The sequence below is a fragment of the Pseudomonas sp. SAR267 genome, assembly GCF_052077595.1.
GTDB classification, from domain to species: Bacteria; Pseudomonadota; Gammaproteobacteria; order Pseudomonadales; family Pseudomonadaceae; genus Aquipseudomonas; species Aquipseudomonas vlassakiae.
This window is the reverse complement of the sequence record NZ_JBQIHU010000001.1, coordinates 5,713,727-5,726,238: the sequence shown is the minus strand read 5'-3', so window position 1 is coordinate 5,726,238 and position 12,512 is coordinate 5,713,727. Positions and strand designations below refer to the sequence as shown.

The 12,512-nt window shown below is 64.1% G+C and carries 15 protein-coding genes and 1 pseudogene; 5 read left to right on the top strand and 11 right to left on the bottom strand.

The genetic code is table 11. The features are described 5' to 3' along the window. Positions 1-6: 6 nt before the first annotated feature. Positions 7-627: a translesion DNA synthesis-associated protein ImuA gene (gene imuA / locus ACTORR_RS27165; protein WP_054885325.1), complete on the bottom strand. Its 621-nt coding sequence runs from the start codon at positions 625-627 to the stop codon at positions 7-9. Then, positions 627-1,244 carry a transcriptional repressor LexA gene (lexA, locus tag ACTORR_RS27160; protein ID WP_054885326.1) on the bottom strand — a complete coding sequence of 206 codons (618 nt, stop codon included), beginning with the start codon at positions 1,242-1,244 and terminating at the stop codon, positions 627-629. The genes imuA and lexA overlap by 1 nt, the downstream gene beginning before the upstream one ends. A gap of 93 nt (positions 1,245-1,337) precedes the next feature. On the opposite strand from lexA, the gene ACTORR_RS27155 reads away from it, so the two are divergent. Both ACTORR_RS27155 and ACTORR_RS27150 read left to right on the top strand, forming a co-directional pair. Beyond that, on the top strand, positions 1,338-1,997 hold the full coding sequence (locus ACTORR_RS27155; protein WP_313364239.1) for an HAD family hydrolase: 660 nt from the start codon (positions 1,338-1,340) through the stop codon (positions 1,995-1,997). A gap of 481 nt (positions 1,998-2,478) precedes the next feature. After that, positions 2,479-3,207 carry a DUF899 domain-containing protein gene (locus tag ACTORR_RS27150; protein WP_262110062.1) on the top strand — a complete coding sequence of 243 codons (729 nt, stop codon included), beginning with the start codon at positions 2,479-2,481 and terminating at the stop codon, positions 3,205-3,207. Positions 3,208-3,211: 4 nt separating this feature from the next. Here ACTORR_RS27150 and ureG read toward each other — a convergent pair whose 3' ends face one another. Genes ureG through ACTORR_RS27110 form a run of 8 tightly spaced genes read right to left on the bottom strand, consistent with a single transcriptional unit; the run spans position 3,212 to position 8,774 of the window. Then, positions 3,212-3,835, bottom strand: coding sequence for an urease accessory protein UreG (gene ureG, locus ACTORR_RS27145; RefSeq protein ID WP_099813962.1), 624 nt, complete (start codon positions 3,833-3,835; stop codon positions 3,212-3,214). Between the two features lie 11 nt (positions 3,836-3,846). Beyond that, positions 3,847-4,521, bottom strand: a complete 675-nt coding sequence (locus ACTORR_RS27140) for an urease accessory protein UreF (RefSeq protein ID WP_054887302.1) — start codon at positions 4,519-4,521, stop codon at positions 3,847-3,849. Next, the gene (locus ACTORR_RS27135) at positions 4,521-5,066 is read right to left on the bottom strand and encodes a HupE/UreJ family protein (RefSeq protein ID WP_313431637.1); all 546 of its coding nucleotides are present in this window, start codon (positions 5,064-5,066) and stop codon (positions 4,521-4,523) included. Before ACTORR_RS27135 ends, ACTORR_RS27140 begins: the two co-directional genes overlap by 1 nt. A 23-nt stretch (positions 5,067-5,089) precedes the next feature. After that, positions 5,090-5,581, bottom strand: coding sequence for an urease accessory protein UreE (gene ureE / locus ACTORR_RS27130; RefSeq protein WP_099813960.1), 492 nt, complete (start codon positions 5,579-5,581; stop codon positions 5,090-5,092). A 10-nt stretch (positions 5,582-5,591) separates the two neighbouring features. Continuing rightward, positions 5,592-7,295 carry an urease subunit alpha gene (ureC, locus tag ACTORR_RS27125; protein ID WP_313365687.1) on the bottom strand — a complete coding sequence of 568 codons (1,704 nt, stop codon included), beginning with the start codon at positions 7,293-7,295 and terminating at the stop codon, positions 5,592-5,594. Further along, positions 7,292-7,609, bottom strand: a complete 318-nt coding sequence (locus tag ACTORR_RS27120) for an urease subunit beta (RefSeq protein ID WP_054887306.1) — start codon at positions 7,607-7,609, stop codon at positions 7,292-7,294. The genes ureC and ACTORR_RS27120 overlap by 4 nt, the downstream gene beginning before the upstream one ends. Positions 7,610-7,628: 19 nt before the next feature. Continuing rightward, on the bottom strand, positions 7,629-7,931 hold the full coding sequence (locus ACTORR_RS27115) for an urease subunit gamma (RefSeq protein WP_027916767.1): 303 nt from the start codon (positions 7,929-7,931) through the stop codon (positions 7,629-7,631). A gap of 9 nt (positions 7,932-7,940) precedes the next feature. Next, positions 7,941-8,774 (bottom strand): urease accessory protein UreD, encoded by an 834-nt coding sequence (locus ACTORR_RS27110; RefSeq protein ID WP_313365686.1) that lies wholly within the window; start codon positions 8,772-8,774, stop codon positions 7,941-7,943. Between the two features lie 270 nt (positions 8,775-9,044). Between ACTORR_RS27110 and ACTORR_RS27105 the strand changes: the two genes are divergently transcribed. After that, positions 9,045-9,422 (top strand): glyoxalase superfamily protein, encoded by a 378-nt coding sequence (locus ACTORR_RS27105; RefSeq protein ID WP_313365685.1) that lies wholly within the window; start codon positions 9,045-9,047, stop codon positions 9,420-9,422. Beyond that, the gene (locus tag ACTORR_RS27100; RefSeq protein ID WP_441344084.1) at positions 9,419-9,778 is read left to right on the top strand and encodes a hypothetical protein; all 360 of its coding nucleotides are present in this window, start codon (positions 9,419-9,421) and stop codon (positions 9,776-9,778) included. Before ACTORR_RS27105 ends, ACTORR_RS27100 begins: the two co-directional genes overlap by 4 nt. 121 nt (positions 9,779-9,899) lie before the next feature. On the opposite strand, the pseudogene ACTORR_RS27095 reads toward ACTORR_RS27100, so the two are convergent. Continuing rightward, a pseudogene (locus ACTORR_RS27095) lies at positions 9,900-11,252 on the bottom strand (IS3 family transposase). A 223-nt stretch (positions 11,253-11,475) separates the two neighbouring features. On the opposite strand from ACTORR_RS27095, the gene ACTORR_RS27090 reads away from it, so the two are divergent. Beyond that, a complete protein-coding gene (locus ACTORR_RS27090; protein WP_054887311.1) occupies positions 11,476-12,495 on the top strand; it encodes a branched-chain amino acid aminotransferase in 1,020 nt (339 codons plus the stop codon). Positions 12,496-12,512 lie beyond the last annotated feature (17 nt).

The window sequence follows — 12,512 nt, the reverse complement described above, 5'->3', positions numbered from 1 at the left end:
GGTGCATCAGCCCCGCCCTGGGCAGGCGATGGGCAGGGCCGGGGGCATGCCGCCACGGCACTTGAGTACACGCCATTGTGCCGGGCGCGTATCCACGGCAATACGCAGCGCAGCGGGCGACGGATTGTGCGCCGCCTGTTGCGGGCGACAGGCAAAGGCCAATGCCTGCCCTGTCTCGGCGGCCACCTGCAAGCGGCGCAAGGCGCGGTCATCGGCACGCTCCGGCCAGCACAGCACCGCCGCGCAGCTGCCGGAGCGCAAGCACTGTTCGGCCGCCCACAGGGCATCGGCCGGCCCGGCATCGACCTGCACCAGCCAGCGCAGGTCCACACCTGCTGCCTGCCAGGCCGGTGCATAGGGAATGAACGGCGGCGCCACCAACACCACCCGCCCGCCCTCAGCCGTCAGGCGTGACAGGGAGGGCCAGAGCAGCTGCAATTCACCACAGCCCGGGCTGGCCAGGAGCAGCTCGCTGAGGGCTGCGGCTGGCCAGCCGCCGTCCGGCAGGCACTGGTCGAGCAGCGCATGGCCGGTGGGCTGCAAACCGGCCGGGCGCACCTGGCCCTGCCGCCCACGCCAGACCTGGCGCTGGTCGAGCAGCCGATCGAGATCGACCACCGCGCCCATCAGTCGCGCCTCAGCAGGCCACAGAACACGCCTTCGATGAAGAATTCGCGCTCAGGCCCCACATCGATTGGTGCATAGGCTGGGTTGCGTGGCAACAACCGGTAACCGCCGGGCTGGCGTTGCAGGCGCTTGATGGTCACCTCGCCGTCCAGTCGCGCAACCACGATCTGGCCATCACGTGCCTCGCCCTGCTGGAGGATGCCGACCAGGTCACCGTCGAAGATGCCATCTTCGATCATCGAATCGCCGCGCACCTTGAGCAGGTAATCCGGGGTGCGGCGAAACAGGCTGGGGTCGAGCAGCAATTGTTCGTGAATGCCCAGGTCCGGGCCGATCGGCGCGCCGGCAGCCACTTGCCCGAGCACGGGAATTTCGAGGATTTCCGGCCGCCGCAAGGGCTCGGCCAGGCGAATGCCCCGCGCCTGGTTGGGGGTGACATCAATGAAGCCGGCCTGGCACAACGCAGTGATGTGCTTGCGCGCGACGCTACGCGAGGCGAAGCCGAAGCGGCTGGCGATATCGGCCAGGCTCGGTGGCTGGCCATGGTCGGCAATGCGCTCGCGAATGAAATCGAGGATTGCACGGCGTTTTGGGGTGAGATTGTCCATGGAGTACATTTGTACTCTTTTCAGTGTGCGCTGAACAGCCCCCTTTGTCGTCAGGTTTGGTTATCATCCCCTGGCGTTTGTTCTTGAATCCCTGGATACCTGATGCTGACTGCCCTGCTGTTCGATCTCGATGGCACCTTGACCGACACCGATACCCTGCACTTGCAAGCCTTCCGTCAACTGCTGCACGACCATGACGGCCGCGAGCTGACCCAGGAACAATTCGATGCCCAGGTCAGCGGCCGAGCCAATGGCGAACTGTTCGCCGAACTGTTTCCACTTGCTGGTGCGTCCGAGCGCAAGGCGCTGGCCGACCGCAAGGAAGCGCTTTTTCGCGACCTGTCCCCCGCGCTGCAACCCATGCCCGGCCTGCTGCGGCTGATGGACCATGCGCGGACCTGCAACATCGGCATGTGCGTGGTGACCAATGCGCCGCGGCTGAATGCCGAGCACATGCTCAAGGCCATGGGGCTTGGCGATCGCTTCGAGCATGTGCTGGTGGCCGAGGAGCTGGAGCGGGCGAAGCCTGACCCGCTGCCTTATCTGGCCGGGCTGCAGCGTCTGGAAGCGGTGGCGGGCGAGGCGCTGGCGTTCGAGGACTCGTTGCCGGGGGTTACGGCTGCGAGCGGGGCCGGGATCTTTACCGTGGGCGTTGCCACTACCCAGACGCCGGAGCGGCTGCTGGCTGCGGGGGCGAAACTGGTGGTGCAGGATTTCAATGACCCACAGCTGTGGGAATTGATCGAGACCATGCACGGGTGAGGGCCTCTAGGTGCCCGCCGGGAGGCATTCAGCGCCTGTGAGATCGAGCGCCGCCCGCGCGGCGCATCGCGGGCAAGCCCGCTCCCACATCTGTTTCGGGCCAGTTACTCCTGTGCCGCCAACAGGGACCGCCTTGTTGGCATGGCGATGCATCTCGGTGGAAGCTGACAGGGCATGGCGATGCATCTCGGTGGAAGCTGACAGGGTATGGCGATGCATCTCGGTGGGCGCTGATGCGACACAACCTGTCTCCAGTCATGCACCAAGGCGGTCCCTGTTGGCGGCACAGGAATGACTGGCCCGAAACAGATGTGGGAGCGGGCTTGCCCGCGATGCGCCGCGCGGGCGGCGCTCGATCTCACAGGCGCCGCAACCCTACCGCCCTACACCCGCAAACCACTCTTCGGCCCTGCTCCAGGCCTGTCGATCCACCTCCCCTTCGGATCGATCACTCACTGAATCCCTTCACGGAGTCAGCCCCATGAGCACCCCCGATCCCAAACACCCAATCGCCTCGCGCGAGCAATGGCTGGCCGCCCGCCGCCAGCTGTGGCTGCACGAAAAGGCCTTCACCCACCAGCGCGATGAACTGGCTGCTGCCCGTCGTGCCCTGCCCTGGGTCAAGGTCGGGCAGCCCTACCGTTTCCAAGGCCCGGACGGCGAACTGAGCCTGGCCGACCTGTTTGCCGGGCGCAGCCAGTTGCTGGTCTATCACTTCATGTTTGCCGAGGGCTGGAACGAAGGCTGCCCAGGCTGCTCGTTCCTCGCCGATCATTTCGACGGTGCCAACCTGCACCTGGCCCATCACGACGTCTCGCTGGTCGCCGTGTCGCGCGCGCCCTACGCCGAATTCCAGGCTTTCCGCCAGCGCATGGGCTGGCGATTCCCCTGGTATTCGTCGAACGGCAGCGGTTTCAACGAGGACTTCGGCGTCAGCGTCGGCACCGAGGGCCAACGCCAGTACAACTATGAGCCGTACACCGGCAACGAGGCCGAACTACCGGGCCTGAGTGCCTTCTACAAAGACCCGGACGGCGCGCTCTACCATACCTACTCCACCTACGCTCGCGGCCTGGACATCCTGGTCAACACCTACAACTTCCTCGACATCGCCCCACTGGGGCGCAACGAAGCCGGGACCATGGACTGGGTGCGGCATCATGATCGCTACGAAGGCCAGCACGGCAAACCCCATTGCTGCCATGAGTGAGCGGTCAGCCCCTCACACCCAGCATGCCCCGCTCCACGATGAAGTCGATCACCGCCTGCAAGCCTTCGCCCTTCTTCAGGTTGCTGAAGGTCCAGGGCCGCTGCGGGCGCATGCGCTGGGTATCACGCTCCATGACCTCCAGCGAGGCGCCGACGTAAGGCGCCAGGTCGGTCTTGTTGATCACCAGGAAATCCGACTTGGTGATGCCGGGCCCACCCTTGCGCGGGATCTTCTCGCCCTCGGCCACGTCGATGACATAAATGGTCAGGTCGGCCAGCTCCGGGCTGAAGGTGGCACTGAGGTTGTCGCCACCGCTCTCGACGAAGATGACTTCAAGGTTGCCGAACTTGCGCGCCAACGCTTCAACGGCAGCCAGGTTCATCGAGGCATCTTCGCGGATGGCGGTGTGCGGGCAGCCGCCGGTCTCGACGCCGACGATCCGATCAGGCTCCAGGGCGCCGGCTTCGGTGAGGATGCGCTGGTCTTCCTTGGTGTAGATGTCATTGGTGACCACGGCGATCTGGTAGTGATCGCGCATGGCCTTGCACAGGCATTCGAGCAGCGCGGTCTTGCCAGAGCCGACCGGGCCGCCGACACCGACGCGCAGGGGTTGCTGATAGCTTTGCATGTAGGCAGTCCTCAAGAACGGAACAAACGGGTGTATTGGGTTTCGTGACGCGAAGATGCGATTGCCAGCAGCGGCAGGCCGCCGCCGAGCTGGTCATCGGCCAAGGCCAGGGCCTGGTCCAGCACGCCGGGCAGTTCAGCACCCAGGTCGCGCAGCAGGGTCTGCGCCGCCTGCTGGCCGAACGGCACCAGCTTGACCCCGGCCATCACCGCGCCTTCGAGCCAGGCGAAGGCATGGCCGAGGGCGAGTTGACGCAACGGGATCTGCCAGTGCGCGGCGAGCCAGGCCATGCCGCCAAGCTGGCTGAGTTCAAGGCTGGCGCGCCAGGCCGGGTCCTGGCCCAGCTGCCAGCCGTCGAGCAGGCGCGCCAGGGCCGAGCCACGCTGCTGTTCTTCCAGGCGCAGCTCGGCAGTTTCGCGGTTGGCCAGCAGGAACCTGCTCCAGTGCGCAAAGGCCTCTGCATCGCCTGCCTCGCAGGCGCGATACAGGCGCGCCAGCACCGGCCAATCCAGACAAGCCAGGGTGTCGTGCAGCTGCTCCCGTTGCCAGGCGCTGAAGCTGGCAGTATCACGCACCCAGCCAGCCTCCACGGCCCACTCCAACCCTTGCGAGTAGGTGAAGCCACCCACCGGCAGGCCAGGGCTGGCCAGCTGCAGCAGACGCAGCAGTGCCAGGTCGCTGTTCATCAACCGGCCAGCACCAGCGCGGCGCCAGCCAGCATGCCGCCACCGAAGGCCTTCTGCAGGCCGCTATGACGACGCAGCAGGCATCCGACGCCGAAGCCGACGGCCAGCAGCAGGCCGCTGACCGTGACGAAGCCTGCGCTGAACATCCAGAAAGCGCTTGGCGTGGCTTCCACGCCGTGTGCCCAGCCGTGGAACAAGGCAAACACCGGCATGACCAGGGCCAGCAGCAACTGACGGCGCGGCAGCAGCACGGCAACGGCAGCCACCAGCACCGACACGGCAATCATGCTTTCCATGCCCAGCACATCGCCGAACAGGTGGCCGCACACGGCGCCAGCGAACATCGACGCCAGGGTGGCCAGTGGCAGGGCAAGGTTGCGCCGGGTCAGCGCAGCCAGCACTCCGGTGCCCAGCAGCATCAGCAGGTGGTCAAGACCGGTCAGCGGGTGCAGCAAGCCATCCTGCAGCGGGTTGCCGTCGTGACCAGGGTGGGCGAAAGCTGGCAATGCGACCATTAGCAGTGCAAGGGCGAAAGTCTTTTTCATGGTGGGCTCCTTGGATGAGGGATTCAGGGATGGGCTGGCAGGCGCACGAACGGATGGTCGTTGCCATGGCTGTGACTGTGGCTATGCGGTGCGCTCTGGTAGGCGCCGGCTTCAGGCTCGAACGGTGCCTGCTCGGCCAGCACCGTCAGGCCCAGGCCACGCAGCATCTCGTCGAGCACATGATCGTGCTGGTAACGCAGCAGGCCTGGCTCGATCTGCAAGGGCACATGGCGGTTACCCAGGTGATAGGCGGCACGGGCCAGCAGATGCGGGTCGTCGCAGCGCACCGTCGAAACCGCTTCAGGTGCAGCGAGGATGCGGATCACCTGGGTGCCTGCGGCATCGGCAAGCAGCTCGCCACCGCGCAGCAGGTGGCCACGTTCGAGCATCAGGCCGGCTTCGCGGCCGTCATCGAGGACCACGCGCAGGCGGCTCTTGATGCGGCTGTCGACGTCCAGGGTCACAGTACCGGTGACGCTCTCGGATGCCTCGATCCGACGGGTCAGGACAATCATCTTCACTCCTTCAGAACAGGAAATAACGCTGGGCCAGCGGCAGTTCGCTGGCCGGCTCGCACACCAGCAACTCGCCGTCGGCGCGTACCTGGTAGGTCTGCGAGTCGACTTCGATCACTGGCTGCAAGGTGTTGTGGACCATGTCGGCCTTGCGCACCCGCCGGCAGCCGTGGGCCACGCCGATCAGGCTCTGCAGCCCCAACTCCTGGTGCAGGCCACGGTCCATGGCGGCCTGGGGCAGGAAGGTCATGCGCGTGGCGTGACGGGCCGCACCCAGGCCACCGAACATCGGCCGGTAGTGCACTGGCTGCGGGGTTGGAATCGAACCGTTGATGTCGCCCATTGGCGCGGTGGCGATCATCCCGCCCTTGATCACCAAGGCCGGTTTGACCGCGAAGAACGCCGGTGACCAGAGCACCAGGTCGGCCAGCTTGCCCACTTCCACCGAACCGACTTCATGGGCGATGCCGTGGGTCAATGCCGGGTTGAGGGTGTACTTGGCGATGTAGCGCTTGACCCGGAAGTTGTCGCTGTAGCCGGTGTCTGGTGCCAGCGGGCCGCGACGCAGCTTCATCTGGTGCGCCACTTGCCAGGTGCGCAGCACCACTTCGCCGACCCGGCCCATGGCCTGGGAGTCGGACGAGGTCATGGCGAAGGCGCCCATGTCGTGGAGGATGTCCTCGGCGGCAATGGTCTCGCGGCGGATGCGCGACTCGGCGAAGGCCACGTCTTCGGCAATGCTCGGGTCCAGGTGGTGGCAGACCATGAGCATGTCGAGGTGCTCGTCGACGGTGTTGACCGTGTACGGCAGGGTCGGGTTGGTCGAGGACGGCAGCACGTTGGCCTGCCCCGCCGCACGGATGATGTCTGGCGCGTGGCCGCCGCCGGCACCTTCGGTATGGAAGGTATGGATGGTGCGGTCGCCGATGGCCGCCAGGGTGTCTTCGATGCAGCCCGACTCGTTCAAGGTGTCGGTATGGATCGCCACCTGGATGTCCATTTCTTCAGCCACGCCCAGGCAGCAGTCGATGGCGGCCGGGGTCGAGCCCCAGTCCTCGTGAAGCTTGAGGCCCACGGCACCGGCGGCGATCTGCTCGCGCAGCGCTTCGGGGCGCGAGGCGTTGCCCTTGCCCAGCAGGCCGATGTTGATCGGCAGGCAATCGGCGGCCTGGACCATCCGCGCCAGGTACCACGGCCCGGGCGTGCAGGTGGTGGCATTGGTGCCGGTGGCCGGGCCGGTGCCGCCGCCAATGAAGGTGGTGACGCCACTGGTCAGCGCCTCTTCGACCTGCTGCGGGCAGATGAAGTGAATGTGCGAATCGATGCCGCCGGCGGTGACGATCTTGCCCTCGGCGGCGATCACCTCGGTACCTGGGCCGACCGGCACGGTCACGCCCGGCTGCACGTCGGGATTGCCGGCCTTGCCGATGGCAGCGATGCGCCCGCGCTTGACGCCGATATCGGCCTTGACGATGCCCCAGTGATCAATGATCAGCGCATTGGTCAGCACCAGGTCCATGGCCTCGGCCGCGAGCATCTGGCCCTGGCCCATGCCGTCGCGGATGACCTTGCCGCCACCGAACTTGACCTCTTCGCCATAGACCGTAAAGTCCTTTTCGACCTCAACCCACAACGCGGTATCGGCCAGGCGAACGCGGTCGCCGACGGTGGGGCCGAACATGTCGGCATAGGCCCGACGGGAAATACGGCTCATGCCCTACCCTCCAGTGCGCCATTGACCTTGCCCTGGAAGCCGTACACTTCACGCTTGCCGCCGTAGGCCACCAGTTGCACGGTGCGCGCCTGGCCCGGCTCGAAGCGCACGGCGGTGCCAGCCGGTATATCGAGGCGAAAACCACGGGTCGGTTCACGCTCGAACACCAGCGCATCGTTGACCTCGTAGAAGTGGTAGTGCGAACCGACCTGCACCGGCCGGTCACCATGGTTGGCCACGCTGACGCTGACCGTGTCACGGCCGACGTTGAGTTCGATGTCGCCAGCGGCGACCTGAATTTCACCTGGGATCATGCTGAGCTCCTGCTCCAGGTCAGACGATAGGGTCGTGCACGGTCACCAGCTTGGTGCCGTCGGGGAAGGTCGCCTCGACCTGCACGTCATGGAGCATCTCGGCGACGCCCTCCATGACCTGCTCGCGGCCAATCACTTCGCGGCCCAGGCTCATCAGCTCGGCCACCGTGCGGCCATCGCGGGCGCCTTCGAGCACCGCAGCGCTGATCAACGCCACCGCCTCCGGGTAGTTGAGCTTCAGGCCACGGGCCAGCCGCCGTTCGGCCAGCAGCGCGGCGGTGAACAGCAGCAGTTTGTCTTTCTCTCTCGGGGTCAGCTCCATGGCGCTCTCTCAAGTGGCCCAGATGCGCGGCGGGCATGCGGCCAGGCCAAGAACGGCCGGGCGCAGGGCATGCCAGAGGCGCTGCAGGGTATGTTGCAGGTGTTGGTTGTCGTGATCGAGCAGGCGGATCACCAGCAGCGAACCGAGCAAGGTGGCGCCCGCGGGGGTTTCAAGTTCCTCGAGCAGCGCGCGCACCTGCTCCAGCACGGCCGGGGTTGCAGGCGCTGCGCAGAAGGTGGCGACCAGCGGGTGGCCGCCGACCTTGGCCAGTTGGCCGCCGGCGATGCGCAGGCGCTCGTGCAGGCCGGGGTCGCCTGGCAGCTCGATGCACAGGCGGCTGTCCAGTGCACCTTGCTCGAAACGCTCGTTCATCACGGGCCGGCCCAGGCACAGGGTTTCCCAGGCCAACAGCTTCGCCCCCGGTTCCAGGATGAAGCGGCTGTCGAGGCTGGCGCGGGCGCCGTTGAACAAGATGCTGTCCTGCGGCAGCCATTCCAGGGTGCTGCCGGCCTGCAGGTGGAAGCGCTGGGCCAGCCGCGCGGTGGGGCCGATGCTGCGGTAGAACTTGCTGGCACCTGGCATGGTCAGCAGCGCGTGGCTACCCGGCTCGAGGTGGATATCCAGCTCCAGCCGGTCACCTGCGACGATGCCGCCCGGCGGGTGCAACACATACACGTGGCACGGTCCACCCTCTGGGTAGAACGGGCGCTGCACCAAAAGCGGGCCGAAATGCCGGCGCGCACCAATGCGGGTCACCCCGTCGCGCTCGACAAAGCGCAGACGCAGGTGGGCGCTCCAGCCTGCATCTTGTTCAGCGAATTCCACCTGCTTTGCCAGAAACATCCTATAGCCCTTGAATTGCGCGGCCTGCCGGTTGATCGGAGCAACCGGCACCCTGCAGCGCGACGCTGGCAGGCTGACCACTCGATCAAATTTCGTTGGCTGGATATAGCAGGTTGCGGGCCAACTACGCAGGTGAATGAAGATGAAACCTTCATGGCAATGGCTCTGGCATGGGGCGTACAGCGCGACAGCGCACATTGCGGGGGCGGCACTTGGCCCTGTTTCGGTGCTGCGCTAAAGTCTTCGTTTGTCTTTGGCCAAGGACTCGCCATGTCACTCGCCCCCGCCATCCCGGTCCTGCGCATCTTCTCGGTCGACAAGGCCAAGGAGTTCTACCTCGACTTCATGGGCTTCAAGCTCGACTGGGAACACCGCTTCAGCCCGGACCTGCCGCTGTACGCGCAAATTCACCGCGACGGCCTGATCCTGCACCTGAGCGAACACCACGGCGATGCCTGCCCCGGCTCGACCGTGTTCGCCCGCACCGAAGACCTGCTGGCACTGGAGCGCGAACTGCTGGACAAGCAGTACGGCTATGCCCGCCCCCAGGCCGAACGGGTCGATTGGGGCCTGCAGATGCAGATCCGCGACCCGTTCGGCAACCTGTTGCGCTTCTGCCAGCAGATCGATGATGAGGATGCCCAGTGAAAGCCATGAGCAAGCGCGACCTGGCGCGACTGGAACGCGAGCTGGTCGCCTGCCTGACCGAAGCCTGCGAGACCGCAAAAGGCGAGATCGTCGGCTTCACCTGGCTGACCCATCAGCTGGACCCGGATGACTACCCGGCCAGCCTGCGCATTACCTGGGTATTCGAGCGTGAGGCCGATAAAGCAGCGGCGCTGGCGGGTAAGGCCAAGGCGCGCATGCTGGCGCTGACAGCCCAGGCACTCGATGCAGCCGGTGTGAAGCTGGACCACGTTGCCTGGCATGTGCGATTCGACAGTGAAGAGGCCTGTAATCGCAATCATGCCGGAGACTGGAACAGGCGCTTGCAGCAACGCTAAGGCTGGACGGGCCTTGTGTTGCCTGGGCCGGCCTCTTCGCGGGCAAGCCCGCTCCCACAGGGTTGGCGCAGCTCTCAAGACTTGCGCGATACCTGGACTGCCCCCTAAAAGTTGGACAGTTCTATGCTGCAGCCTGAGCCCTGTACTCAACAGGGCTCAGGCCATTGAGCTTCAGTTTGATGCGGTCATGGTTGTAGTAGCGGATGTACTCGTCCAGGCCCGCTTTCAACTCATCGACACTCTCAAAGCGCTTCAGGTAGAAAAATTCAGACTTGAGCGTACCGAAGAAGCTTTCCATGGCCGCGTTGTCCAGGCAATTGCCCTTGCGCGACATGCTCTGTTTCACGCCCCGCCCACGGAGTTTGTGACGATACTGAGCCTGCTGGTAATGCCATCCCTGATCTGAATGCAGCACAAGCTTCGGCTTCTCTCCCAAGCAGTCGAGGGCCTTGTCGAGCATGTTCCCAACCAGGCTGTAGCAAGGACGTTTGGCCGTTTCGTACGCCACGATTTCACCGTTGTACAAATCCATCACCGGCGAGAGATAGAGCTTCTGTTGCGCCACCTTGAATTCAGTCACGTCGGTCACCCACTTCTGATTAGGTCGTTGGGCAACAAAATTTCGCTCTAGCAAATTCGCCGCCACCTTGCCGACAACACCACGATAGGAACGGTATTTCTTAGGCCGTACCACTGACTTCAACCCTTGCTCAGCCATCAGTCGTTCAACGACCTTCTTGTTCACCAGCTTGTCCTTTCTTATCACGAGCGCAACGCGGCGATAGCCGTACAGCCCTTTGTGCTCGTGATAGACACGATGTACCAGTTCTTTGAGCGCCGCATGCCTGTCCGGCTTCTGCTGAGCCTTGAGCTGATAGTAGAAGGTGCTGCGCGCCAGCCCGACTACCCGCAGTAGGTCAGGCAAAGGAAATCTGCGCTTGAGTTTGGCGACGATTAAGACTTTTTCGTCCGTGTTCGCTCCTGTTCCTCCCGCATGGCCTTGAGCTCCTTTAGGACAGCGTTCTCCATGCGCAGGTACTCAAGCTCAGCCATCAGCTGCTCTCGAGGCTTTTGCGCATCGTCGGTATTGGTGGGCTTGGCTGGCTTGATTTTCTTCGACACGTTGATTGGCTTTCTTTGCTTGATGACAGTAGGCGAGACAGGACTGCCACTGTAGTACTGCCGCTGCCAAATGCCTATCTGAGATGATTGTCCCAGGTCAAAGTGCGCAGCAGTTTGGCGCAGGGAAAGGCGATGCTCATGCATGTAACTCAGCACCTGCCGCTTGAAGTCCTCGGTATAGCGCCGTGCATGCGAGCCTGGGCTGATGCTGCGTCTCAACTGGTAGCTGGCAACCCAGCGTCGCAGCAGGCTGAAATCGATGCCAAAGTTTCGAGCTACCGTACGGAAACCGTTGCTGCCATCCAAAGGCAGTGATTGCTGTGAGCTTGAACTGCTCAGTGTACTTAGCCATGAATCCCCCAAGGGTTGGATTGGTGTCCAACTTCTTGGGGGCAGTCCATACCTGTGGGAGCGGGCGCGCCCGCGAAGAGGCCGGTCCAGACAATCGAAACGTTCAGATAGTGGCCAATTCGTGACTGGCCGTTCCCGATCCGCAAGGTTTGTATTATCGTGGCGTGGTGCGCATATAACAGCAGCCCGAGCGATCGGGCACTTGCAAGACAATCGAGGGTGTCATGAGTAACGAAAGCATTAACTGGGACAAGCTGGGTTTCGACTACATCAAGACCGACAAGCGCTACCTGTCCGTGTGGCGCAATGGTGAGTGGGACAAAGGCACCCTGACCGAAGACAACGTGCTGCACATCAGTGAAGGCTCCACCGCCCTGCACTATGGCCAGCAGTGCTTCGAAGGCCTCAAGGCCTACCGTTGCAAGGACGGCTCGATCAACCTGTTCCGCCCAGACCAGAACGCAGCCCGCATGCAGCGTAGCTGCGCGCGCCTGCTGATGCCGCAGGTGCCGACCGATGTGTTCATCGAGGCGTGCAAGCAAGTGGTCAAGGCCAACGAGAAGTTCGTCCCGCCACACGGCAAAGGCGCCCTGTACCTGCGCCCGTTCGTGATCGGTACCGGCGACAACATCGGCGTGCGCACCGCCCCCGAGTTCATCTTCTCGGTCTTCGCCATCCCGGTTGGCTCGTACTTCAAGGGCGGCATGAAGCCGCACAACTTCCAGATTTCCAGCTTCGACCGTGCCGCCCCTCAGGGCACTGGCGCAGCCAAGGTCGGTGGCAACTACGCCGCCAGCCTGCAACCAGGCGCTGAAGCCAAGAAGGCCAACTTCGCCGACGCCATCTACCTCGATCCGCTGACCCATACCAAGATCGAGGAAGTCGGTTCGGCCAACTTCTTCGGCATCACCGCCAACAACGAATTCGTCACCCCGAAATCGGCCTCGGTACTGCCAGGCATCACCCGCCTGTCGCTGATGGAACTGGCACAAGCGCGCCTGGGCCTGACCGTGATCGAAGGCGACGTCGAGATCAACAAGCTCGACCGCTTCGTCGAAGCCGGCGCTTGCGGTACCGCTGCGGTGATCACCCCGATCGGTGGTATCGAGTACAACGGCAAGCTGCACGTGTTCCACGACCTGGAAAAAGTCGGCCCGGTCACCCAGAAGCTCTACAACGAGCTGACCGGTATCCAGAGCGGCGACGTCGAAGCGCCAGCCGGCTGGATCGTCAAGGTCGCCTGAGACGCTGCACCGCGCTG